Origin of the sequence: Cohnella sp. (genome assembly GCF_041641335.1) — a bacterium.
GTDB lineage: Bacteria > Bacillota > Bacilli > Paenibacillales > Paenibacillaceae > Cohnella.
On sequence record NZ_JBEPYQ010000076.1, the window covers coordinates 12,135 to 34,298 of the forward strand.

Annotated in this window: 25 protein-coding genes and 1 pseudogene; 1 reads left to right on the forward strand and 25 read right to left on the reverse strand. The window is 59.7% G+C overall.

Translation table 11 applies throughout. The annotated features are described in order from the left end of the window. Positions 1–39 precede the first annotated feature (39 nt). From ACESLM_RS22030 to ACESLM_RS22105, 16 genes are all read right to left on the reverse strand, one after another. Entirely contained in the window at positions 40–564 is a 525-nt protein-coding gene (locus ACESLM_RS22030; protein WP_372634354.1) for a cell wall elongation regulator TseB-like domain-containing protein, read from the reverse strand. Continuing rightward, complete coding sequence (locus tag ACESLM_RS22035; RefSeq protein WP_372634357.1) at positions 561–1,865, reverse strand: amidohydrolase; 1,305 nt, start codon at positions 1,863–1,865, stop codon at positions 561–563. The genes ACESLM_RS22030 and ACESLM_RS22035 overlap by 4 nt, the downstream gene beginning before the upstream one ends. Further along, the gene (locus ACESLM_RS22040; protein WP_372634359.1) at positions 1,862–2,521 is read right to left on the reverse strand and encodes a redox-sensing transcriptional repressor Rex; all 660 of its coding nucleotides are present in this window, start codon (positions 2,519–2,521) and stop codon (positions 1,862–1,864) included. Before ACESLM_RS22040 ends, ACESLM_RS22035 begins: the two co-directional genes overlap by 4 nt. Continuing rightward, the gene (gene dinG / locus ACESLM_RS22045) at positions 2,518–5,427 is read right to left on the reverse strand and encodes an ATP-dependent DNA helicase DinG (RefSeq protein WP_372634361.1); all 2,910 of its coding nucleotides are present in this window, start codon (positions 5,425–5,427) and stop codon (positions 2,518–2,520) included. The genes ACESLM_RS22040 and dinG overlap by 4 nt, the downstream gene beginning before the upstream one ends. A gap of 17 nt (positions 5,428–5,444) precedes the next feature. After that, positions 5,445–6,086, reverse strand: coding sequence for a hypothetical protein (locus tag ACESLM_RS22050; RefSeq protein WP_372634363.1), 642 nt, complete (start codon positions 6,084–6,086; stop codon positions 5,445–5,447). Positions 6,087–6,159: 73 nt separating this feature from the next. Then, positions 6,160–6,543 (reverse strand): aspartate 1-decarboxylase, encoded by a 384-nt coding sequence (panD, locus tag ACESLM_RS22055; RefSeq protein WP_094042713.1) that lies wholly within the window; start codon positions 6,541–6,543, stop codon positions 6,160–6,162. Continuing rightward, the gene (gene panC, locus ACESLM_RS22060; protein ID WP_372634365.1) at positions 6,528–7,445 is read right to left on the reverse strand and encodes a pantoate--beta-alanine ligase; all 918 of its coding nucleotides are present in this window, start codon (positions 7,443–7,445) and stop codon (positions 6,528–6,530) included. Before panC ends, panD begins: the two co-directional genes overlap by 16 nt. Beyond that, positions 7,442–8,311, reverse strand: a complete 870-nt coding sequence (gene panB, locus ACESLM_RS22065; RefSeq protein ID WP_372634368.1) for a 3-methyl-2-oxobutanoate hydroxymethyltransferase — start codon at positions 8,309–8,311, stop codon at positions 7,442–7,444. The genes panC and panB overlap by 4 nt, the downstream gene beginning before the upstream one ends. Before the next feature lie 325 nt (positions 8,312–8,636). Next, on the reverse strand, positions 8,637–9,614 hold the full coding sequence (locus ACESLM_RS22070; protein WP_372634371.1) for a biotin--[acetyl-CoA-carboxylase] ligase: 978 nt from the start codon (positions 9,612–9,614) through the stop codon (positions 8,637–8,639). After that, positions 9,611–10,939 carry a CCA tRNA nucleotidyltransferase gene (locus ACESLM_RS22075; protein WP_372634374.1) on the reverse strand — a complete coding sequence of 443 codons (1,329 nt, stop codon included), beginning with the start codon at positions 10,937–10,939 and terminating at the stop codon, positions 9,611–9,613. Before ACESLM_RS22075 ends, ACESLM_RS22070 begins: the two co-directional genes overlap by 4 nt. A 17-nt stretch (positions 10,940–10,956) precedes the next feature. Next, positions 10,957–12,120, reverse strand: a complete 1,164-nt coding sequence (gene bshA, locus ACESLM_RS22080) for an N-acetyl-alpha-D-glucosaminyl L-malate synthase BshA (RefSeq protein ID WP_372634402.1) — start codon at positions 12,118–12,120, stop codon at positions 10,957–10,959. Between the two features lie 107 nt (positions 12,121–12,227). After that, positions 12,228–12,938, reverse strand: a complete 711-nt coding sequence (bshB1, locus tag ACESLM_RS22085; RefSeq protein ID WP_372634376.1) for a bacillithiol biosynthesis deacetylase BshB1 — start codon at positions 12,936–12,938, stop codon at positions 12,228–12,230. Between the two features lie 6 nt (positions 12,939–12,944). Then, entirely contained in the window at positions 12,945–13,367 is a 423-nt protein-coding gene (locus ACESLM_RS22090; RefSeq protein ID WP_094042719.1) for a methylglyoxal synthase, read from the reverse strand. 50 nt (positions 13,368–13,417) lie between these two features. Then, complete coding sequence (gene dapB, locus ACESLM_RS22095; RefSeq protein WP_372634379.1) at positions 13,418–14,221, reverse strand: 4-hydroxy-tetrahydrodipicolinate reductase; 804 nt, start codon at positions 14,219–14,221, stop codon at positions 13,418–13,420. 166 nt (positions 14,222–14,387) lie between these two features. Then, positions 14,388–14,957 (reverse strand): tetratricopeptide repeat protein, encoded by a 570-nt coding sequence (locus ACESLM_RS22100; protein WP_372634382.1) that lies wholly within the window; start codon positions 14,955–14,957, stop codon positions 14,388–14,390. Positions 14,958–15,003: 46 nt separating this feature from the next. Further along, on the reverse strand, positions 15,004–15,372 hold the full coding sequence (locus tag ACESLM_RS22105; protein WP_094042722.1) for a nucleotide pyrophosphohydrolase: 369 nt from the start codon (positions 15,370–15,372) through the stop codon (positions 15,004–15,006). Between the two features lie 85 nt (positions 15,373–15,457). On the opposite strand from ACESLM_RS22105, the gene ACESLM_RS22110 reads away from it, so the two are divergent. Beyond that, complete coding sequence (locus ACESLM_RS22110) at positions 15,458–16,327, forward strand: YitT family protein (protein ID WP_372634384.1); 870 nt, start codon at positions 15,458–15,460, stop codon at positions 16,325–16,327. A gap of 27 nt (positions 16,328–16,354) precedes the next feature. On the opposite strand, the gene ACESLM_RS22115 is transcribed toward ACESLM_RS22110, so the two are convergent. From ACESLM_RS22115 to ACESLM_RS22155, 9 genes and pseudogenes are all read right to left on the reverse strand, one after another. After that, positions 16,355–17,293, reverse strand: coding sequence for a sporulation protein YpjB (locus ACESLM_RS22115; RefSeq protein WP_372634386.1), 939 nt, complete (start codon positions 17,291–17,293; stop codon positions 16,355–16,357). A gap of 44 nt (positions 17,294–17,337) precedes the next feature. Beyond that, positions 17,338–18,000, reverse strand: coding sequence for a DUF1405 domain-containing protein (locus ACESLM_RS22120; RefSeq protein ID WP_372634388.1), 663 nt, complete (start codon positions 17,998–18,000; stop codon positions 17,338–17,340). 73 nt (positions 18,001–18,073) lie between these two features. Then, positions 18,074–18,943 (reverse strand): c-type cytochrome, encoded by an 870-nt coding sequence (locus ACESLM_RS22125; RefSeq protein WP_372634390.1) that lies wholly within the window; start codon positions 18,941–18,943, stop codon positions 18,074–18,076. 19 nt (positions 18,944–18,962) lie between these two features. Beyond that, positions 18,963–19,634, reverse strand: coding sequence for a menaquinol-cytochrome c reductase cytochrome b subunit (gene qcrB / locus ACESLM_RS22130; protein WP_094042727.1), 672 nt, complete (start codon positions 19,632–19,634; stop codon positions 18,963–18,965). 19 nt (positions 19,635–19,653) lie between these two features. After that, positions 19,654–20,187, reverse strand: a complete 534-nt coding sequence (locus ACESLM_RS22135) for a Rieske (2Fe-2S) protein (RefSeq protein WP_372634392.1) — start codon at positions 20,185–20,187, stop codon at positions 19,654–19,656. 249 nt (positions 20,188–20,436) lie between these two features. Next, positions 20,437–20,865: a DUF2487 family protein gene (locus ACESLM_RS22140; RefSeq protein ID WP_372634394.1), complete on the reverse strand. Its 429-nt coding sequence runs from the start codon at positions 20,863–20,865 to the stop codon at positions 20,437–20,439. A 175-nt stretch (positions 20,866–21,040) separates the two neighbouring features. Continuing rightward, a complete protein-coding gene (locus ACESLM_RS22145; RefSeq protein ID WP_094042874.1) occupies positions 21,041–21,223 on the reverse strand; it encodes an IDEAL domain-containing protein in 183 nt (60 codons plus the stop codon). 23 nt (positions 21,224–21,246) lie between these two features. Continuing rightward, a pseudogene (locus ACESLM_RS22150) lies at positions 21,247–21,340 on the reverse strand (gamma carbonic anhydrase family protein); the annotation flags it as partial. Positions 21,341–21,345: 5 nt separating this feature from the next. Next, positions 21,346–22,164 (reverse strand): hypothetical protein (locus ACESLM_RS22155; protein WP_372634397.1); only part of this gene is annotated, 819 nt, incomplete at its 5' end.

Consider the following 22,164-nt stretch of genomic DNA (forward strand, 5'->3'; position numbering starts at 1 on the left):
TTCCTTGACGCAGGAACGAGGGCGTTGCCATAGTTAAGATTATTGGGAAGACAGTACATAAGTCCGTATGCGCGATCCGTCCACGAACGAGTAGAAGTCGAGCGACTGATGCTCCTGGCTGTTCTCGTTCCAGTAACGGATTTCCCACGCGGGCTGACCGCTGAACCAGGCCGGCATGATCCGGATCGGTTCGCCGGGATGTTCCGCCGCGAACTTGGCCAGCATTTGCTCCTCGGTCAAATTTTCGCTCGCTTTCCGGCGCACGATTTCATTCGGAAGCTGGAACAGCGTCCACCGCTCGCCTTCGGCGTCTTCGCCGGTCACGATCCACACCGTCTCCTGCCAGGTATGGGGAACGGCATCGAACACTTTGACCAGTTCCCCCTGCTGCTTGGCGATCCGGATCGCCTCGTTCTCCGCGCGCCGGTAATCCGCGTCGGCCGAACGCACGTAAAGCACGAACGAGACGGCGACGAACACGACGAATCCGGCAATAATGACGAGCCACCGGCCGAGGGTAAGGGAAGGAAGCGCCCGCTTGCCTTCGTTCCGGTTCATGCTCATGCCCGCAGCCCCCGGTAACAGCGCTCCGCCTCGGCCATGATTTTCTCCTCGTCGAGCGTCGTCAGCTTGCCGTCCCTCAGCAATGGCTTGCCGTCGACCCATACGTGGACGACGTCCGAACCTCTGGCCGAGTAGACGAGGTGCGACACGTAATCCGTGCGCGGCACGAAATGAGCCTGCGCGATATTGACGGCGATGATATCCGCCTTAAGGCCGGCCTTCAGTTGGCCGGTAACGCCCTCCAGCCCGAGCGAGCGGGCGCCGTGCAGCGTGGCCATCCGCAGCGCCTCCGTGGCCGGAACGACCGTAGGATCGCCGCTTACGCCTTTGTGCAACAGCGCCGCGGTCGTCATCTCCTGGAACAGGTCGAGATTGTTGTTGCTGGCCGCGCCGTCCGTGCCCAGCGACACCGTTACGCCCGCCTTGAGCAGATCGGGCACGCGGGCGACGCCGCTCGCCAGCTTCAGATTGCTGATCGGGTTATGCGATACGGCAACCTTCCGTTCGGCCAGCAGGGCGATCTCCTCGTCGTTCAGATGGACCGCGTGAGCGACCAGCGTCGGCCTGCCGAACACGCCGAGACGATCGAGATGCTCGACCGGACGGCAGCCGTAATCGCGCACGTTCTGCTCGACCTCCGCAAGCGTCTCGGACATATGCGTATGCATCGGCAAATCCAGCTCGTGCGCCGCTTCCACGAACTTCACAATATAATCCGGAGGACAGGTGTACGGCGCATGCGGCGAGATCATCACGTTAATCCGTCCGTTCGCCCCGCCGTGCCAATCGCGCGCGAAGCGGATCGCGTCCTCCAGCTTCGCCTTCTGCACGTCCTCCGGGCACAGGCCGATGACGCCGCGCGTCAGGCTGGCCCTCAGTCCGGACGTCTCCACCACTTCCGCGACGCGGTGCATCTGGTCGTACATGTCGACGAACGTCGTCGTTCCGCTCTTGATCATTTCCGCCGCGGCCAGCGCCGAGCCCCAGATCACGTCGTCTGCCGTAAACTTCGCCTCGGTCGGCCACATATGGTTTTGCAGCCAATCCTGCAGAACGAGGTCGTCGGCCATTCCGCGCAGCAGCGACATCGCCGCGTGCCCATGCGTATTCACGAGTCCCGGCATGAACAGCAGTCCCTTGCCGTCCAGCGTCTCGGTCGCCGAATCGATCTCCTCCCGCGGAGCTTCTCCCTCGCCGAGCGCGGCGATTTTGCCGTCCTCTACGGCAAGCCAGCCTTGAAATACCGGCAATTGTTCGTCGATCGTCACGAACGTGCCTTGTTTGATTAACAACCGGGTCATTGTTCCTCGTCCCCTTCCGACTCTTCCTCGTTCTGATCGTCCATGTAATAGGCCAAGCTAAGCAGCTCGGCGGTAAAATCGGCGTTGTGAATGCGCACGCCGGGCGCGGCCTTCAGCACGACGGGGGCGAAATTAAGCAAGCCGCGAATGCCCGCCGCGACGAACCGGTCGGCCACGTTCTGCGCTTCCCCCGCGGGAACTGTGATGATTCCGACCGCGATATCCAGCTGGCGAACCGTCTCGGTCAAATCCTGCATCGGCTGCACCTTGAGGTGATTGATCGAGGTGCCGGCCTTGCTCATGTCGGCGTCGAACACGGCCACGATCTTCATATTGTCCTTGATATACATATTATAATTGCACAAAGCGCGCCCCAGGTTCCCCGTTCCGACCAGGGCGACGTTCATCGTTTTGTCCAATTTCAAAATTTGCCGGATCTTCTCGATCAGGTAATCGACGTTGTAGCCGACTCCTTTGCGGCCGAATTCTCCGAAATAAGCCAGATCCTTGCGGATTTGCGCCGGATTGAGGTCCAGCTTCTCCCCCAAGTCCTGAGAGGATACGGTCTGTATGTTGCTGAGACTGAGTTCGTTCAAATAACGCAAATAAATCGGCAGCCTCCTGACGACGGCTTCGGAAATTTTGATCGGCTTCATCGCATGTCCCCTCTCTCTTGCGTCGCGGATAATCTGTCTTGTTCGTCCGCGTCCGACTGCAGCCACTGCCGGATTCTGGAGGTCATGCCGGCCAGCGGCAAATGCTCCATCTTCGGACCCGGCAGCGAATACAGAAAGTATTTGCCGTAATTCGTGTCGATCACTCTCGTATCGTACAAAATGACGATGCCCTTGTCGCTCGCCGTGCGGACGAGGCGGCCGAACCCCTGCTTGAACTTGATGACCGCCTGCGGCAGCGACAGCTTCATGAACGGATTCTGGTTCTCGGCCTGCAGCTTCTCCGACTTCGCTTCCGCCACCGGATGGTTCGGCGGCTGGAACGGCAGTCTGACGATCGCCAGACACGTCAGCGCGTCGCCGGGCAAGTCGATGCCTTCCCAGAAGCTGCTCGTGCCGAGCAGCACCGAGGCGGGCTGCTTCATGAACTGCTGCGTCAGCCGGCTTCGGCTGCCGTCGTCCACCCCTTGGCCGAGCACCTGAATGCCGGCCTGCTCCAGACTGTCCTTGAGCGGGCCGTAGACGTGCCTCAGCATCCGGTAAGACGTGAACAGCACAAGCATTCTGCCGCCCACCGTCAGCGCCGTTTCGTGCAGCGAACCGATCAGCGCCTTGACGAAAGCCGCCTCTCCGTCCCTGCCCTTGATCGCCGGAAAATCCCGCGGAATCAGCACGAGCGCCTGCTCCCGGTAACGGAACGGAGACGGCAGCATCGCCGTTTTGAGACGGCCTTTCTTCTCCGCGTCGATCAAGCCGAGCTGATCGGTCACGTATTTGAACGACTTGTCGATCGTCAGCGTCGCCGAAGTCATGACGACGCTCGCTTTCTTGTCGAACATGCCTTCCTTAAGCAACTCGCTGACGTCCGCGGGAGCTCCGTAGACGCTGACGGAACGATTGCGGTATTGCGTATGCCCCTCCGCCCAATAGACGAACTCAGGGCGGCCCAGCGTGACGAACGACTGCGTGTCGGAGCGAATGTTGGACAGATCCTTCAGCACGCCCCCGAGGTCGGTGAGCAAGCCTTGCATGCCCAGTTCGTCCGACTCCTCGCGTATGTCGACCGTCAGCTTCTCCAGCGGACGAATCAAGTCCGACAGCAGCTGGATGACGTTGTTGCCGTCCACGCTAAGCGCCTCCCATTGCGAAGGAAGCTCGGACGGCTTGATTCTCAGCGTTAAGTTGCCGGCTTCGTCGGCCGCCGCATTAGCGGCGAGCATCGCGAACAGCGCTTCCATCCAGCGCTCCCAGGCTTCGCGGATTTCCGCCGCTTTGGGCAGCAGCAGCTCCAGCTTCTCCGTCCATGCCCCCGCATAGTCCGAAGCCATCGCCGACACGGAACTGAGAAGCTGCGGCAGCAGGCCGGTGCGGGCATCCTTCCACAGCCGCTGAAGCGGAATGATCAAGGAGGAGTAGGACGTCTTCTGCCCCAGATGGCTGCTCGCCACTTCCTCCAGATGGTGCGCCTCATCTACGATCAGCCGATCGTAGGCGGGCAGCAAGCGATGCTCGGCTCTCATATCGGTGAACAGCAGCGCGTGGTTCGTAATGATCAAATCCGCCTTGCCCGCTTCGTTCCTCGCCCGATGATAGAAGCAGCGCCTGAACCACGGGCAGGCCCGATTCAGGCAGGAAGCCGCGTCGCTGGCGACGGCCGCCCATTCCTCGCGGCCCCGGCCGCCGACGTTCAGCTCCTCCGACTCGCCGCTGGTCGTCTCTCCCAGCCAGACGGTCATGCCGGCCCGAGCGACGGCCTCGTCCTTGCCGAGCGCGTGCTCGGGAACTTGCTGGCGGCTCTCGAACTTGCGAAGGCATAAATAGTTGCTTCTGCCTTTGAATACCGACGCCTTGAACGACATCGGAAGCACCTGCTGAAGCAGCGGCAGATCCCTCTCTCGAAGCTGCTCCTGAAGCTGGATCGTATGGGTGCTGACGACGATTTTTTTGTCCTCTTTCCGCCCATAATAGAGAGCGGGAAGCAAATAACCGAGCGACTTGCCGGTGCCGGTTCCCGCTTCGACGAGCAGATGCGAGTCTTCCTGAAGCGCCTCGTTCACTTCGCGAAACATAATCTCCTGGCCTTCCCGCGATTCGTAGCCGGGAAAAATCGTTTGCAAGTTGTTGCGAACCGCTTCCAGGTAACCTTCGAAATCCATGTCCGGCCAAGCGCCGGCAGCGGAAGAGTCCTCCTCGCGCAAGGAAGGCTGCTCGTCGCTCCAATCCCCGACGTTCATCGCGAACTGGCGGAAATGATGAATTCCGTCCTCCGCCAACGGCGGCTGAGTCTCCCGCCAGGCGAGCGCGTCGGCGATCAGCCAGCCGAGGTCGTGCCGATCGGAATCGAACATCGCCTGCAAGCGCTGAAGCGTAAACATCGGCAGCGTTCTCAGCTTGTCCCGGCACAGCAGGAACAGCTCCGCGGTGGCGACGGCGTCGCTGTCCGCTTGATGCGGGCGGTCGTGGGCAATGCCGAGCGCGTGCGTCAGCGACGTCAAGGAGAACGAAGATTGCGTCGGAAACGCGATGCGGGCCAGGTCGACCGTATCGATCATCCGTCCCGAGAACGGCAAATAGCCGCTCCGATCAAGGGCGGCCTGCAGGAAGTGGGCGTCGAAGCCCACGTTATGTCCGACGAGTACGACGTCTTGAAGCAAAGGAACGATGTCGCTCAGCATATCCTCGAGCTCGGGCGCGTCCGCCACGTCGGCGTCCGCAATGCCGGTAAGGCGGGTAATCTCCTGGGGGATCGGTTTGGAAGGCCGCACGAAGCTTGCATACGTGGAACAAACGGTACCCGCTTCGTCGATGAACGCGAGTCCCGTTTGGATAATTTCATCTTTATCGGACGACATGCCCGTCGTTTCAAAATCGAGCACGGCAAATTTCATTCCAGACTTCCTTTCCGTCACGCCTGCACGAGCGATTGCAGCTCCGCGCTGCCGAATTGCAATTGAATTTGATTGTTGCCTTGAACGACCGATTGCAGATTAAGCTTCGGATCGGCAAAGCCGGGATCGGCTTCCAGCGCCTTGTGAAAATACGACTGCGCCTTGTCGAGATGAGCGTATATCGCCTGGATGCATCCGAGCGCGTTGTAGGCGATCGCCTGGAGTCTCTTCTCATCGGTAATCGCCGCGATCAGTTGGAAATGCCTCTGGGCTTCGCTCCAGTTCTTGAGATGCATGAGCGACATGGCCAGAAACAACCGGGCGCACAGAAAATCCGGATAAGAAACGATTGCCTGCTCCAGCTGCTCAGACGCTTGCTTGAACATCTGCAGTTTGAAGTAGCCTTGACCCTTGACGAACGAACCGAGCATTCTCTGCGGTTCCTCGGCGACGAGCTCGGGCTGCTGCTGCTGGAGATCGCGAAAGCAGCCCATTTTATCCTCGAATTGAAGCCATAACTCAATAATATCATCACTTAGCGTTTTGAGCATGTCCCATTGTTGCCGGCAAGCGATTTTTTCTTCGTCGGAAGCTTGCGGATAACGTAAGATGAGGTCGTCGAGCACGTCGTTCATCGTCGCGAACCATTGCTGGATCATGTTCGTTCCCCCCTTGATCGCAAAGTGATACTGTACTGCTCATTCTGCGTTCCGAGGGGGTGTTTCATACGCGTTACAAAACGGTCGAATGCGGCTCCTCCGCCAACAATTTGACAACTCGGTTGCCTTCGTCCATAATGGCGACTCGCGGATGATGGCGGCGAGCTTCTTCGTCCGAGAACAGCCCGTAGTTGATGATGATGACCTGATCGCCCGGCTGGACGAGTCTGGCCGCCGCTCCGTTCAGGCAGATGACGCCCGAGCCGCGCGGCCCCGGAATGGCGTACGTCTCGAACCGCGCTCCGTTGTTGTTGTTAACGATCTGAACTTTCTCGTCGGGCAATATATCCACGAGCTCCATCAAATCCTGGTCGATGGTTACGCTGCCTACGTAATTCAGATTGGCTTCCGTTACCGTCGCGCGATGAATTTTCGCTTTCATCATTTGGCGAAACATGCGTGAACACCTACTTCCTTGGGATTTAACAGCCGATTGTCGATCAGGCGGGTCGTTCCGAACCGGACGGCGAGCGCGACGAGCACGGAACCGTCGATGCTCCTTAGCGGCGTTCCCGGCTCCGGCGGCAGCAAGTCGGGATACGTCAGCGCTTCGGCGTATTCGACTTTCGCCAGCGGCGAGCGCCTGATTTCCCGTTTAAGCAGCTCGGACAGCTCGGGAGCGTCCACCCCTTCGCCGATCCATTCCGCCACTCTGGAGAGCGAACGCGACAGCGACAGCGCCTGCTCCCGCTCCTCCGCGTTCAAGTAGACGTTCCTGGAGCTGAGCGCCAATCCGTCTTCCTCCCTCACGGTCGGGCAAGACACGATTTCGGTCGGAATATTCAAGTCCTGCGCCATTCGGGTCACGACGGCGACCTGCTGGGCGTCCTTCAATCCGAAGTACGCGCGGTCCGGCTGGACGATGTTCAGCAGCTTGGCGACGACCGTCGCCACTCCGTCGAAATGACCCGGACGGCTCGCTCCGCACAGCCCGTCCGTCACCTCGGAGACCATGACGGTCGTCACGCGCCGCTGCGGGTACATCTCCTGCACGGTCGGGAGGAAGACGAGATCGACGCCGCAGGAAGCGGCAAGTGCGACATCCTTCTCCTCATCGCGGGGATATTTGTCCAAATCCTCGTTCGGACCGAACTGGATCGGATTAACGAAGATACTGAGCACGGTCAAGCCGTTGTCCTGAACCGAGCGGCGAAGCAAGCTGGCGTGGCCTTCGTGCAGGTAGCCCATCGTCGGCACGAAGCCGACGGCTGCCTCTTCGATCGGCCGGGAGCGGCGGAAGGAAGCGATCCGCTTCCTCAGCTCGGCAACGGTGCGAACGATCGTCGGCTTGGATGTCATTGGCGCTCTCCTCCGTACAGCTTGCCCGTTACGCTCTGGGCGGGATCGGCGGACTGCTGCAATGTAAAAGCGTGCTTCTCTTCCGGGAAAGCTTTCGTTTTCACTTCGTCTACGTATTGCGCGATCGCGTCGCGGATCGTATCTCCGACGTTCGCGTAGCTTTTCACCATTTTTTTGTCGCGGATGCCCGAGCCGTAGCGGATCAGGTCGTGATAGACGAGCACTTGCCCGTCGCATCCCCGGCCCGCTCCGATGCCGATCGTCGGAATGCCGACCGAATGCGTCACCGCCGCGGCCAATTCCTCCGGCACGAGCTCCAGCACGATGCCGAACGCTCCCGCCTGCTCCAGCGCCTTGGCGTCCTGCAGCAGCTTCTCCGCCTCTTCGCTGCTCTTGCCCTGCACCTTGTAGCCCCCGATCTGGTGAACCGATTGCGGGGTCAGGCCGAGATGGCCCAGCACGGGAATGCCGGCCGACGTCAGCAGGCGAACTTCCGCGGCGAGCTCCACTCCGCCTTCGAGCTTGACCGCCTGCGCGCCGCCCTCCTGCATGATTCTGGCGGCGTTGCGCAGCGTCGCTTCGGGACCGAGCCGGTAAGTGGCGAACGGCATATCGGTCACGATCATCGTTCCGGGAGCGCCCCTGACGACGGAACGGGTATGGTAGATCATATCATCAAGCGTGACGGGAACGGTTGTCTCGTAGCCCAGCACCACATTGCCCAGCGAGTCTCCGACAAGAATAAGATCGACTCCGGCCTCCTCCGACAGCATCGCCGACGGATAATCGTAAGCGGTCACCATCGCAATCGGTTTTCCTTGGTTTTTCATCGTCTTCAGGCGCGGTACGGTCAACGCTTGTTTCATGGGAGTTCCTCCTAGGAAGTCGGATGACAAACAGCAAAAAAACCCATTTTGCCCATGAGCAAAAAAGGGTTCCCATTCAACATAGAACGTCCTTCACGTCCTTCTGTCTCGGTCCTTTCGGCTCAGAGCAGAATCCGCCGCGAATCTGTGACGGTATGGAGTTACTGTTGCTGCATTCGATCCGTTTCATACTTCCGTTATTAGCAAGTGCGGTTCGCCGTCAATGCGATACCACCTCGCACAGCGATTATAACAGAATCCGCGCCTTTCGTCTATGATCGTTCTCCCACAATTCGCCAATCGCCGGCTTCGGAAAAAGACGGCTTTAGCCGGAGGCGCCGACTTCTGCCGAATAAACCGTGCGCAGAGAGCCGTCCTCCAGTTCGACGCGAAGGCCGCCCATCTCGTCCAGCCCCAGCGGAACGCCAACGACCTTCCCTTGCGGCGTGTACAGCTCGGTCCGCTTGCCCAGCGTCACCGAGCGCGCCTCCCACAGCGTGCGAATCGGCGCGAAGCCCTGCTCGAGGTACAGCTTGTACAGCTGCTCGAACTGCTCCAGCACGGAAGCGATCAGCGCGCTTCGATCCACAGACTCTCCCGAAGCCATCTTCAGCGAGATCGCTTTGTCCAGCAGTTCTTCGGGATAATCTCCCGCTTCGAGGTTCGCGGAGATGCCGAGTCCCACGACGACGTAATTCAACCGCTCGTCTTCCGCCGCCGACTCCAGCAAAATGCCGCTGATCTTCTTGCCGCCGACGAGCAGGTCGTTCGGCCATTTGATGCCGATGTCCAGCTCCGGAAGCTGCTGCGAGATCGCCCGGCTCAGCGCGACGGCCGCCAGCAGCGTCAGCTGCGGCGTCAGCGGCAGCGACACCGGAGGCCGCAGCAGCAGGCTCATCCAGATGCCTTTGCCGAAAGGGGACACCCAGCTGCGCCCCATGCGCCCCCGTCCGCTCGTCTGCTGCTCCGCGATGACCAGCGTGCCTTCCGCGACTCCCTGCTCCGCCAGCTTCCGCAGCTCGTTCTGCGTCGAATCGGTCACGTCCAGCAAAGTCAAGCGGCGGCCGAACGAAGTCGTCTGCAGCTTCGGGAGCAGCTCTTGAAGCGTCAGGCGAGACGGCTTGGCGGTCAGCCGGTAGCCGAGCCGGGGCACCGCTTCGATCCGGTAACCGTCCGCCTCCAGCTTGCGAACCTGCTTCCAGACGGCGGTGCGGCTTACGTTCAGCGCGCGGCTGATTTCTTCTCCGGAGACGTACTGGCCTTCCCGCTCCTCCAGCAGACTCAATAGATTTGCCTTGCTCATCCGCGTCCCTCCCGCTCTGGCGCTCTCGTCTGCTTGGCGGCGGACAAGAGCGCGAACTTCTCGTTAGGCAGCCGGCCCGAAGCCGTCTCCGCCAGCAGCTTGCGCAGCGTCTCGGCGATCCAGGGGCCGGGCGTCCGGGCCAAATAGGCCGCCAGCTCGTCCCCTTTCACGTCCAGCTCCGCCACGGTTGCGATCGGCATCGCTTCGAGCCACTCACTCAGCTCTTCGCACGGCTCGCCGCCAGCTTCCCGAATCGCAAGCGCGTCTTCGGCGGCCGGACGGCCGCAAGCGAGCACCGCCTCGATCCAGACGCTCCTGAGCTCTGCCTCTTCGCAGCCGGCAAGCCGCTCGAACACTCCGGCTGCCGACGCGATCCTGGCCGCTCTATGCCCGCCGATCCGCAGCGTGCGAAGCAGCGCGGACGCGTCCTCCGCGCCGACGTGCAGGCCGGCCAGCAGCGCCGCCCACCGTCTATCCGTCTCCAGCAGGGCAGGCAGAGCCAGCAGGGAGCCCAGCGTCGCTTCATCGGACGCCGAGGCCCCCCAGGGATCCCATTCCCGGGGCGAGCCGTTCAGCCGGTATTGCTCGGCCGCCTGCGCGAACGCTTCCGGCAGCGGCTCCTTCACGTAGGCGAGCAAGCCGCTCTTGAACAGGTAATGCATCGCCTGCTCCGGACCGCTTCCGCCCATCATTTTGTCCCACTCCGCGCCGATCCGCTCGACGGCTACTTGCTTCAGCCTTCTCCTCTGCCCGACGATGCCGTCCCAAACGTCCGGCAAAATGTCGAACCCGAGCTCGGCGGCGAATCGGATCGCCCGCACCATGCGCAGCGCGTCCTCCCCGAAGCGCTCGGCCGCATCCCCGACGCAATCGACGACGCCGGCACGCAGCGCGTCCTGTCCGCCGTAAGGGTCGATCAGCTCTCCTTCCGAGGAGAACGCCATCGCGTTAAACGTAAAGTCGCGCCGCGCGAGATCCTCGTTCAAGTCGTCGACGAACGCCACTTCGTCCGGCCTCCGGCCGTCCGAATAGCCGGACTCCCGGCGGAACGTCGTCACCTCGAACGGACGGCCGCCTTCCATCACCGTCACCGTTCCGTGCCGGAGTCCGGTCGGCAGCGTTCGCCCGAACAGCTCCATCACCGCCTCCGGTTTGGCCGAGGTGGCGATGTCGATATCGTTCAGCGGCCGTCCGAGCCATCTGTCCCTGACGCAGCCGCCGACCAAATACGCGCGGTAGCCGGCGCTCTCCAACGTGCGAACGAGGGCGAGGCCGTCCTCCCACAGCTTGCGGTCATTCTCTTGCATATCCATCTCGGATTCCATATCGCTTCTCTTCTTTCTTATACTTTGCAGGCGGGAACCGGAACGTCGATCGGCATTCCGAGCACCCGGTAATAGATCTCCTCGTATTGCGCCGTGATCAGCTCGTTGCAGAACACGTGATGCGCCCGCTGCAGGCAGGCTTCCCGGAAATCCGCGTACAGCTTCTCGTCCGTCAGCAGCTTCAATGCGTTGGCGGACATCTCGTCCGTGTCCCCGATCGGGGACAGGAAGCCGGTCCGTCCGTGCTCCACCAGCTCCGGAATGCCTCCGGCGATCGAGCCGATCGTCGGCACGCCGCAAGCCATCGCCTCCAGCGCGACGAGGCCGAAGCTTTCCTTCTCCGAAGGGAGCAGCATCAGATCGGCGATGGAGATCACCTGCGCGACGTCGTCCTGCTTCCCTAAGAAATGAACGCGATGCGACAATCCCATCGCGTTGATTTTCGTCTGGATGCGCGGCAGATCCGGCCCTTCCCCGACGAGCACGAGCTTAGCGGGCGTAACGGCCTGCACCTTGGCGAAAATGTCGACGACATCCGCCGTGCGCTTGACCGGCCGGAAGTTGGAAATGTGCATGAGCACTTTCTCGTGCGGCTCCGCGTAATCCCGACGCAAATCTCTGCATTCGCGCGGATAATAGACTCTCTTGTCCACGAAATTGTAGGTCAGGTCGATCGGCTCGCGGATGTCCAGCAGCTCGCGCGTCTCCCGAATCAAGTCGCGGCTGACCGCGGTGACGGCATCGCTCTTGCGGATGCCTAGCCGGATAATGTCCTTGAGCGACTCGTCCTGAGCCAGCACGGTAATATCCGTTCCGTGCAGCGTCGTGACGACCTTCAGATCGTCTCCGGCCATCTGCTTCGCCAGAATGGCGCAGATCGCGTGCGGCACCGCGTAATGGACATGGAGCAGGTCGAGATTCTGAAGACGGGCGACTTGGTTCATCTTGCTCGCGAGCGACAGATCGTAAGGGGGATACCGAAATACGTAGTAATCCGACACTTCTACCTCATGATAGAAAATGTTGCGATGAAACTTGCCGAGACGAAACGGCATGCTGTGCGTAATAAAGTGGATTTCGTGCCCTTTCTCCGCCAGAAGCTTTCCGAGCTCCGTCGCTACGACTCCGGAGCCCCCGAGAGAAGGGTAGCAAGTGATTCCGATTTTGAGCGGTCGATTCATGTCGATCCTCATGCCTCCCAGTCCGAACGCCAATCGGCCGGCAGCGGTTTCGGCGAGCCGAGCGCTACCGGTCGTCATTTTTTATACTATTCCCCTAACCATCGCCGTTAGAAGCGCTCGAGCGCGATCGGTCCTTTGGCGATAAAGCCTTCTGCGTATTGCAGCTTTCGCGGCTGGCCGAGCAGCCTGTCCCTTGCGACGATATTGTCCAAGTAGGCGCCCGTAAGCGGCGTCTCCACCCAATCCGCCTCGCTGCCTTCGGGCGCGAACTGCGAACGGTAGGCGCGCAAGGCGGCCATCTTCGTTTCCTGAACGTCGCTGATGTCGATCAGCAGCTGCGGAACGTGCGCGTCGTTAATGAAGTAGAAATAAAGCTGTTCGACCGTCCACGCCGGCAGTTCCGGCGCAACCTTCCTCAGCTTGGCGTTGAATACCGCTTCCTCCGCCATCCGGCTGCAGGCGATATGATCGGGATGACGATCGATAAAATACGGCGCGAACACGATTCTCGGCCGGTATTTGCGAATGACGGCGACCATCGCGGCGATCTGCTCGGGATGTCCCGCCAGACCGCGGTCCGGCAAGCCCAGGTTTTCTCTCGCAGCAAGGCCCAGCGTCTCGCTGGCCTGCTCCGCCTCGCGCTGGCGCGTCTCGACGCTCCCGTTGGACGACATCTCGGCGTACGTCAAGTCGACGATGCCGACGGCCAGCCCCGCCTGCGCATGCTTGGCGATCGTGCCGCCCATGCCGATCTCCGCGTCGTCGGGGTGAGCGGCGAAGACGAGCATGTCCAATGCATCGGGTAGTTCGCGACTCATGATCGGTTACCCTTCCAGTCCCGGTTTGTATTTATGTACGAGCTCGCGCCAAGCGAAATCCCCGCGCTCAAGCGCTTTGATCAACAGCTCGCCCGTCGCGACGTTGGTCGCCACCGGTATGCCCTGCACGTCGCACAGCCGCAGCAAGGCGATAATGTCCGGCTCATGGGGCTGCGCCATCAGCGGATCGCGGAAGAAGAGAATGAGATCCATCTTGTTCTCGGCAACGAGCGCCCCGATCTGCTGATCCCCGCCGAGGGGGCCGGACATGAACCGGTGCACGTTCAAGGACGTGTTCTCCATAATGCGGGTCCCCGTCGTTCCGGTCGCGTAAAGTTTGTGAGGCTTAAGCACGTGTTCGTAGGCAATGGCGAAGTTGACCATTTCCTCTTTTTTGCGGTCATGCGCGATTAACGCGATATCGATCATTGACTTCTGTCTCCTCTCCTGAGGGGAATCGCTTTTCCGTATGCCTGTCGTTAATCCAAGAAATGCTCGAAGCCGTACACCATTCCGGTGACGTTCATGATCTTCTTGATCGCCGTGTTCACGCCTGGCATGTAACCCGCGCGATCGTAGGAATCGTGGCGGATCTTCAGCGTCTGGCCGAACGCCCCGAAGACGACTTCCTGCTGGGCGAACACGCCCGGAAGTCTTACGCTATGTATGCGGAACCCGTTGTAGTAGCCGCCTCTGGCCCCCTCGATCACTTCTTCCTCGTTCGGATTGCCCTGACGCAGCTCTTGACGCGCCTCGGAGATCCATTCGGCCGTCTTGATCGACGTTCCCGAAGGAGCGTCCAGCTTCTGGTCGCCGTGGTACTCGATAATTTCCACATGGGGAAAATATTTGGCGGCCATCGCCGAAAACTTCATCATCAGAATGGCGCCGATCGAGAAGTTCGGAGCGATCAATCCGCCGATGCCTTTGTCCTTGCATTGCTTGTCCAATTCGGCGATCTGCTCGGGGGTGAACCCCGTCGTTCCGACGACGGGACGAACTCCGTACGCCAGCGCCGTCTCGGTATTGGGCATCGCGGACTTCGGATTCGTGAAGTCCACGAGCACGTCCGGGCGGCAGGCGGCCAAAGCGTCCGCAAGGACGGCGGACACGAAGACGCCGGTATCGGGCTTGCCGACGAGCGTACCGGCATCAACGGGTCCGGCCGACGTGTCGATCGCGGCGACGAGCGCCAGCTCCGGATCTTCGAGCACCATTTTGACGACTTCGCGGCCCATGCGGCCGCCGGCTCCCGCTACGGCTACGGTAATTTTCTGCGACATAAGAATCACCTGTTCCTTTTCGAGTGATAATGGGAATAGTGTTGTTGGAGGTTGTTCAAAAAGTCCGCTTTTGATCACGAAGTCTCTCGGGAAGCGGATTCGACATCGAATCTTGAATTCAGCCGGTTCTTCCGGTACTCACGTAGGTTTGACTACGCTCCGTTCCTCATTCCCGGTCTTCATCCAACCTTCTCGGTGCTGAAAAGCGGACTTTTTGAACTCTCACTTTAAGAAGGCGGCGCCTCTCGGCGCGAGTCTCGCGGAGCAATCTTCTGGCCTCTTCGAGGCCAGGATCGAGCTGCAGGGCGTCCCGCAGCGATTCGAGCGCTTGACGGTACTCTCCTTGAGCCCGATAGGCGATTCCGAGCAGCAGCCGCGCCTGGGCCAATAACGGGTCGAGCTGCACGGCTTCCTGCAGAAGAAAGACGCTGCGGCCAACGTCAGGCTCGGCTTGCGAGAGCAGCTGCCGCGCCTCCGCGAACCGCTCTCTCGCTTGCAGCATTTTCAGATGCAGCCGATAGGAGCGGTCATCGGGATTCAGCTCCACCGCTTTGTGCGCGTAGGTCATCGCCTGGTTGGCCTTGCCGCTTCTCGCGCAGGTGATCGAAGCCCGGAAATAGTATTCGGCGTTGTCCGGCTCCAGCTCGAGCGCTTGCCCGAACCAGTGGACGGCCGCCTCGAAATCGCCTTGAAAAATGGCGTCGTACGCCAAGCGGATACACGCATCCCCGTTCATGCCGACCATCCTCCTTCCGATCCGAGGATAGTACAGCATATGAGAATCAGCCGTTATCCGTGTGCTTCTTCGTCCAACGGTCCGCGTCCCGCGTATTGAATTTCTCCATGACCTTGCGGTGCGCCTCCGTCATATCGATGCCGAGCGCGTTCGCGAAGCAGATGACGAGAAATAAAATGTCGCCCAGCTCAAGCTCGATGGAATTGTCGGCTTCGTCCCGTTTTTTCGGCTTTTCCCCGAAGCTGTGATTCACCTCTCGAGCCAGCTCTCCGACTTCCTCGGTCATGCGGGCCAGCATCGCGAGCGGCGAAAAGTAGCCTTCCTTGAATTGCGAAATGTAAGCGTCCACTTCGCGCTGCATATCCGCCAAGGTGCGCTCTTGCAGCGTTACGTCGACAATGCGGGATTCTCCCATCTCCGATTTCCTTTCATGATGGTTTCTATCCTATGTTATCGTAAGACGAATTCGAAAACAAATGCAATTTTGGAGGAATCGTCCGATGAATCGACCCGGTTTCTGGCATACGCTCAATACATGGGGGCTTCTGATCGCCGGAACGGCGCTGTACGCCTTCGGCCTGCAGTTCTTCATTATTCCGAATCTGCTGATGGAAGGCGGCGTAACCGGCGTTGCCGTGCTGCTCAACTATGCGCTTAACTGGCCCGTGTCGATTACGTCCCTGGTAATCAACCTGCCGCTGTTCGCCTTGGGATGGCGGCAGCTCGGGAAGGGCGCGATGGTGTATACGTTCGCCGGAACGGTGCTGCTGTCGGTGTTTCTGTGGGTGATGGAGCGGCTTGTCGAGTGGGGCTGGCTCGTCCCGTTCCGATCCGAGCACGATTTCATTCTCGTCGTGCTGTACGCCGGGGTTACGCTGGGCATGGGGCTCGGTCTCGTCTTCCGCGCTGGAGGCACGACCGGGGGCGTCGACATCGTCGCCCGCATCCTTCACCGGATGCGCGGCTGGAGCATGGGGCAGATCATTTTGTCGCTGGACGTCATTATTCTGGGCGTCTCGCTGCTGTTCATTCCGAAGGAGAAAGTGCTGTACACGATCGTCAGCGTATTCATCGCCTCCAGAATTATCGATTACATTCAAGAAGGCGCCTACGCGGCCAAGGCGTTCACGATTTTGAGCAGCGACCCGGAGCAGCTCGCCCAGCGCATTACGCGCGTGCTGGATCGGGGCGTGACGCTGATGCCCGCGGTCGGAGCATTCTCTGGGGAAAACAAGACGGTCATCTACTGCGTCGTCGGACGGTTCGAAATCGGCAAACTAAAAAGCCTCGTCCGTCAGCATGACCGGAGGGCTTTTATCGTCATAAGCGATGTGCACGACGTGCTCGGCGAAGGATTCCGCAACGAATGAAGCCGGAGAAGTTCTTACGCGAACGCGCTACTTTTTCTTACGCCAGCTGCGAAGCAGCTTCTCCGCGGCGTCCTGCCGCTCCTCTCTGCGGAAAGCGCTTGGATTGCCGCCGATCGCTTCCTCGTATTTGTACCTCTTCCAGCCCGCCCATGTCAGAATCGTTACGATGAACGTCCCCATCATTGCGGACCATCCCCAGGAAGGAGGCACGGCTCCGAGCGGAGGAACGATCGTCTCGGACGCTGCGGCTCCAACCGGGAACAGCTCCCCGAACGCATCCCGAATCGGCTGCAGCGTTCCCTGAACGAGCTCCGGCCTCGGAGAGTCCGCTTCGTAGACGCGGCCGGCGTAACGGAGCACGAAATCGATCCGTTCGATCTTCCACGGTTCCGCGCGCAGCAGCGCCGCCGTCCGAATGAGCCCGTAATGCTCCGTCAGCTGTCCGAAAGCGACGTGAACGGACGCATCGGGTTCGCCTTTCGGGCCCACTCCTTTATTCAACCCCGCAGCAAGCTTGTTGATGTCCTCTTGCAGAACGGTGCGGTAGCGGTGCCAGATCGGCTTGTCCGGATGGGCCAGCGCGTCCGCGGCCAATCTTAAAGAAGCCGCTCCGCTCTTCCACTTCTCCTCGTCCGGCTTAACGGCCGCGACGGTTCGCTTCAGCTCGGCCACGTCGTGAGCCAGCGCGCGAATGCCCTCCGCCGTGGCGATCGTCTGCATCGGCAAGCTTCTCAATTGCAGTTCGATATCGTTCAGCCGCTTGACGGCGGCTTCGAGATTGCCTCTGTTGACGGATTCGTACAACCTCTCGGCCGAGGTCAGAAACTTCTTGTAAGCTTGTCCGGAGACAGAGGCGGCCGGAGATTGCGGAGCGTTCTCGCCTGCGGCGGCAGCGGCAGAGCTTCCGGCCGCGAACAGTCCGATGGCGACCGCGGCCGCCAAACAGATCGATCGAAATAAAAACACGGACATCCCCTCCTACCCCAATGGATATGAGAGGATGTCCGCGATTAGAACGACTTGTCCGCGGAAGGCGGACGGCGAAGGAACGCAAACTTGGCGACGCCGGCGGCAAGCACGCTGAGCGCCGTCAAAGCGATCGTAAACGCGGCGACGTAGGGCACGTCGTCGTCCAGCTGCGAAGGCAAATACGGATACACCCCGAACGTGTAATCCACCGTATCGTTCAGGAACGTCCACGCGGCGGCCGCCAGCAGCGCCATGCCGCCGAAGGTGAAGAACCGCGCGTACAGCAGCGCCATGATCGCCATCGCGGTATGGCCGATAATCAGCATCCAGTGATCCCAGTACAGGACGTCTCCCTGAGCTTGTCCCGCGAGAATGATCGCCGTCGCCCATATGCCGTATTTGACCGAGGTAACGACGCCCAGCGTCTCCACGATGCCGCGAACCCCGTTCACCCAGGGACGGGACGAACGCTCCGGCTTAAACCGCAGCCACAGCAGCGCCAGCGCGAAAAACAGAGAGGCCGTAGGGCTGTCCGGTACGAACGGAAGCTGCCAATGGGGATGCTCGTTCCAGGTTTCGATCAATTGACCTTTGTACCAATAATACCCGTAAATCGTGCCGGGAACGTAGATCATCATCGTTAGCCAGAAAATCGCGGGATGAAGGAGCACGTTCCGGGACAGCAGCCATCTCGCCCAAACCATCGGCGCACGTCCTTTCCGGATTCTGTTATAAAAAAACCTGACCGGTTAAGGTCAGGTTTGATGCGCGAGTCGATTACTCCGCTTTTTGTTGAGCGAGCCAAGTCGCGACTTGATCGATCTGTTCGTCGGACAGGTCGCCTTGGAAGGCCGGCATAGCGCCGTTGCCTGCGCCGTTGGCGATGATGTCGACCAACTCTTCCTTGCTCAGCACGTCGCCGATGCCGCGCAGCGCAGGGCCGCTAGCGCCTTCAAGCTCCGCGCCGTGGCAAGCGATACATTGTGCTTGCGTCATCACTTCGGTGAAGGCAGGATCGTCCGCGGCCACCATCGCCGGAATTTTCTCCTTGCCCGGCACCCAGCGTTCCTTGCCGGCGTTGACGGATTCCTCCGCCTTGATCTTGCGCTCGATATGCTCCGGAATTTGTCCGTTCGCTTCCAGTTCGTGCGTGTAGTGGTCCCAGGACACCCAAGTCAAATAGGCAACCGCAACCAGCGATACGATCATCAACGAAGACGCGATCGGACGGCGGTAGAAGCGGCGCTCCTTGCCCGTATCCAGGAACGGAGCGAGCAGCAGGGCGATGAACGGAATGCCGGACAGACCGAGAATTCCGAGCACGATGTAGTCGCCCGAAGCGTACGGGTATTTCAGCAATTGATACAGGAACAGGAAGTACCAGTCCGGCATCGGAATGAACGAGCTGTTCAGCGGGTCCGCCGGATATCCGAGCGGAGCCGGGTGGGCAATGACGAGCGTCAGAAACCCGACGAGCACGACGACTCCGACCATCCATTCTTTCAATAGGAAGTTCGGAATGAAGGCCTCGGATTTGCCCGGATATGCCGTATAATCGGGTGGCTTTACGTTCGAATAATCCCGTTTCCGAATACGCGAATCCCCGATGAATACGACTTTCTCGTTTGGATCATGTTTATGTGCCATCGCTTGTCACTCCCCTCTCTTACAGCGGCCCGGAAATGCCCTGTTTTCGAATCATAAAGAAGTGTCCGGCAAGCAATGCGAGCAGCGCGCCAGGAAGGAAGAACACGTGGATCGCGAAGAATCGGGTCAGCGTCTGGGCGCCGACGATCGTTCCACCGTTCATGAGCTCCTTAATGTACTCCCCTAAGAAAGGCACCGATCCGGCGATTTCCAGACCAACCTTCGTCGCGTAGTAAGCTTTGTTATCCCACGGAAGCAGGTAGCCCGTGAAACCAAGGCCGAGCATGACGAAGAAAATCAACATTCCGACTACCCAGTTCATCTCGCGAGGCGCTTTGTATGAGCCCGTGAAGAAAACGCGAAGAGTATGTAGGAACATCATTACGATAACAAGACTTGCTCCCCAGTGGTGCATCCCCCGCACGATCGCGCCGAAGGCGACTTGATGCTGCAGGTAGTCAACGCTGTAATACGCGTTAATGATGTCTGGGACGTAATACATCGTCAAGAACATCCCCGAGAGGATCTGGATGACGGTGATGAAGAACGTCAATCCGCCGAAGCAATAAACGAACGCGGAGAAGTGATGCGCCGGGTTGACGTGCTCAGGCACTTCGTGGTCGGCGATGTCTCTCCACATCGGCGTAATATCAAGACGCTCGTCGATCCAGTTGTACATGTTTTTGAACATGGGACGAAACGCCCTCCTTCTAAACGCGACTATTCGGTGCAATCGGTCCGAGATATACCCAGCCGTTTTCCGTTTTGACTTCGTATTCGTCGAGCGGCTTAGGCGCTACCTTCAGGTTTTTGCCGTCCTTCGTGTATTGCGCTCCGTGGCAGGGGCAATGATACTCGTTCGGCGACTCACCGCTTCCCCAGCTCACCATGCATCCCAAGTGCTTGCACACCGGCGACAACGCATAAATCTTGCCGTCTTCGCCTTTGGCGATCCATGCGGCAAGCTTAGGGTCGCTCTCGTACCAGCCGTCCACCTGGTGAATCTTGAACTTCACCTCGGTCGGTTCGTTCGTCACTTTGCTTTCTTCGATAACTTTGACGAATCCGCCGGATTCTTTCTTCTGTAATATAGGATCTACGGCAAAGCGGATCATTGGTAAAATGGCTCCGCCGGCCATGAAGGCTCCCGCTCCGCCAAGCGTGTACGACAGAAACTGACGTCTCGACATCTCTTTGCGCTTGACTGGTTTGTGCGCGGTTTCTTGCTGCTTATTGTGGTCCATTCGTTCTACCCCCTTTGCCACACCAATCTCGCGTCCGATACGGACTTTCCATTTTGTTCACAAGGACATAACTATAATAGCCCACGCGCTATGGAGCGTCAAGAATAGTGGCGGGAGTTTCCCCGCGCAAGCGAGAGTTACGGAACCAAAATGTTCTCAATTTGTCACATTTCCTCGCGGGGGCGTGCCTGACTATTGTTTACCCTATGTTGCCAACCTATTCGTTTCTCCGCCGTTTTTCCGCATGCGTCAGTTCGTCGCCTTCGTTCGTCCCTGCCACAAATCCGTCACGGATTTGACGATCGCCTCCGCGTCGGGCTCGTCCTCGCCGGCTGCCGGACGTATGTATAGATCCGCTTCGACTCCCGGCAGCTCCATCGGCTGCCCGCCGACCAGAACGACGTAACGGAAGCCTCCCTTTTTCCAAGCCGAGATCAGCTCGTTAATCTTCCGGACGAACTCCGTGCCCCCCGTTCCGTAGTGGCAGGCCGGCATCGTCACCGTTCGGCCGCGGAACGCTTCCTCTACAGGCGACAGCCATTCTCCCGCCCGGGCGACTTTGTCCGTCGCTTCCGCAGGCGATTCCTCGCCGCTCAAACCGGACAAGGGCAGCACGCACGTATCCAGATAAGGCTGCAGTTCGGGCCAGCTCCGCGGATCGATCTCGCTGAATTTCATCCGCTCCCTACGCTCCTCTCCATCTTGCTATCGTCTTCCATCGTACTCCAAAACGCCGGACAAAGGAAGTCCGGTTCGCGCCGGATCGGACGCAAACGGCAAAAACCCGGCCGTCGCCGGGCCGGGTCGTCACGACTGTTCAGATTTTATTCGACGCGTCCGAAGAATCGCCGCGCTACCCTTGGATAGCCTTCAATTCGTCGGTCAAACGCCGAAACGATTCTACGTCACCTTGCGCAAGCGCGTCATCGATTGCAGTGTAGATTTTCTCCGTCCGGTAATTGCGCAGCGCTTCGTCCAGGACCATTTCTGCCGCCAATCCCAGCATCGTCTCATAGGCGACTTTCATGTTGTCCATTCGTTGCACCTCCGGTTGTTCGGCTACGAGCGCATCGGCTCCCACTAAAGCATATTCACCGATGCCTGCCCCGTTCAAGACGATAGCCCCCCTGCCGATCAATGTACCTTTGCCTACCTGTTCTATTGCTTGTTCGCTTCTTCTTCCAACTTCAGCGTATCCTCGAAAGCCAGCGGATGCCCGGATACGAGCGCTCTTCCTTGCGGCGTCGCCTTGACGACCTGGAGGCCGAGCTCCGTCTCGCCCCAACGCAGCACGCCGAGATGCATCAGCATTCGCAAAATCCGACGTTCGAAAATATCTGCCGCCGTATCGTAATAGTAGGGACGGATAAGCGGCTGCAGCACTTCCCGCAGCGACTCGACCGTGACCCACTCCGCGGACAATCTTGCGATCCATTGCACCAACGAAGTCAAATTCGGGATCGGCCCTTTGTACAGCCTCATCCAGAAACGATACATTTTGGCCGGGTCGGGCTTGACCAGCCCGCTGGCCGCGTCGATTCCTGCCGGCGTAAGCGTCAAGTGGCCGTCCCCGTTCTCCGAGACAAGCCCGTCGTAGTAGACGAAGTCGTACAATAGAGAGAAACGATCGGGATAATCCCGGAAATGACGGCCGTATCCGAAGCGCCATCCCGCCTGCGTCGGCAACTGCTCGACTACAGCGAGCTGATCCAGCGCTTGGGAAATCTGCCTCTTGTACATGACGCCCTCCGCCGTGACCGGTACGACGCTGTTCCTGACGAACCGCAGGAAGTGCACGGCGTCTTCGGCGAGCAGGCTGCGTTCGTCGCGATAGGCTGGCGGTTCCCCCATATAGACGAGGCTCGTCTTGTAGCGCTTTTCCAGAACGTCGCACAGCCGGGACTTGATGTCCTCCGGCACCTGAAACAGAGAGCGCGTCTGCTGCGAGAAACCGCTGAACAGCCATCCGAAGCTTTT

Excerpts from the sequence above, each read along its gene's own strand:
- ACESLM_RS22030 (WP_372634354.1), bottom strand. The coding sequence starts at position 564 with ATGAGCATGAACCGGAACGAAGGCAAGCGGGCGCTTCCTTCCCTTACC.
- ACESLM_RS22035 (WP_372634357.1), bottom strand. The coding sequence starts at position 1,865 with ATGACCCGGTTGTTAATCAAACAAGGCACGTTCGTGACGATCGACGAA.
- ACESLM_RS22040 (WP_372634359.1), bottom strand. The coding sequence starts at position 2,521 with ATGAAGCCGATCAAAATTTCCGAAGCCGTCGTCAGGAGGCTGCCGATT.
- dinG (WP_372634361.1), bottom strand. The coding sequence starts at position 5,427 with ATGAAATTTGCCGTGCTCGATTTTGAAACGACGGGCATGTCGTCCGAT.
- ACESLM_RS22050 (WP_372634363.1), bottom strand. The coding sequence starts at position 6,086 with ATGATCCAGCAATGGTTCGCGACGATGAACGACGTGCTCGACGACCTC.
- panD (WP_094042713.1), bottom strand. The coding sequence starts at position 6,543 with ATGTTTCGCCAAATGATGAAAGCGAAAATTCATCGCGCGACGGTAACG.
- panC (WP_372634365.1), bottom strand. The coding sequence starts at position 7,445 with ATGACATCCAAGCCGACGATCGTTCGCACCGTTGCCGAGCTGAGGAAG.
- panB (WP_372634368.1), bottom strand. The coding sequence starts at position 8,311 with ATGAAACAAGCGTTGACCGTACCGCGCCTGAAGACGATGAAAAACCAA.
- ACESLM_RS22070 (WP_372634371.1), bottom strand. The coding sequence starts at position 9,614 with ATGAGCAAGGCAAATCTATTGAGTCTGCTGGAGGAGCGGGAAGGCCAG.
- ACESLM_RS22075 (WP_372634374.1), bottom strand. The coding sequence starts at position 10,939 with ATGGAATCCGAGATGGATATGCAAGAGAATGACCGCAAGCTGTGGGAG.
- bshA (WP_372634402.1), bottom strand. The coding sequence starts at position 12,120 with ATGAATCGACCGCTCAAAATCGGAATCACTTGCTACCCTTCTCTCGGG.
- bshB1 (WP_372634376.1), bottom strand. The coding sequence starts at position 12,938 with ATGAGTCGCGAACTACCCGATGCATTGGACATGCTCGTCTTCGCCGCT.
- ACESLM_RS22090 (WP_094042719.1), bottom strand. The coding sequence starts at position 13,367 with ATGATCGATATCGCGTTAATCGCGCATGACCGCAAAAAAGAGGAAATG.
- dapB (WP_372634379.1), bottom strand. The coding sequence starts at position 14,221 with ATGTCGCAGAAAATTACCGTAGCCGTAGCGGGAGCCGGCGGCCGCATG.
- ACESLM_RS22100 (WP_372634382.1), bottom strand. The coding sequence starts at position 14,957 with ATGAACGGGGATGCGTGTATCCGCTTGGCGTACGACGCCATTTTTCAA.
- ACESLM_RS22105 (WP_094042722.1), bottom strand. The coding sequence starts at position 15,372 with ATGGGAGAATCCCGCATTGTCGACGTAACGCTGCAAGAGCGCACCTTG.
- ACESLM_RS22110 (WP_372634384.1), top strand. The coding sequence starts at position 15,458 with ATGAATCGACCCGGTTTCTGGCATACGCTCAATACATGGGGGCTTCTG.
- ACESLM_RS22120 (WP_372634388.1), bottom strand. The coding sequence starts at position 18,000 with ATGGTTTGGGCGAGATGGCTGCTGTCCCGGAACGTGCTCCTTCATCCC.
- ACESLM_RS22125 (WP_372634390.1), bottom strand. The coding sequence starts at position 18,943 with ATGGCACATAAACATGATCCAAACGAGAAAGTCGTATTCATCGGGGAT.
- qcrB (WP_094042727.1), bottom strand. The coding sequence starts at position 19,634 with ATGTTCAAAAACATGTACAACTGGATCGACGAGCGTCTTGATATTACG.
- ACESLM_RS22135 (WP_372634392.1), bottom strand. The coding sequence starts at position 20,187 with ATGGACCACAATAAGCAGCAAGAAACCGCGCACAAACCAGTCAAGCGC.
- ACESLM_RS22140 (WP_372634394.1), bottom strand. The coding sequence starts at position 20,865 with ATGAAATTCAGCGAGATCGATCCGCGGAGCTGGCCCGAACTGCAGCCT.
- ACESLM_RS22145 (WP_094042874.1), bottom strand. The coding sequence starts at position 21,223 with ATGGACAACATGAAAGTCGCCTATGAGACGATGCTGGGATTGGCGGCA.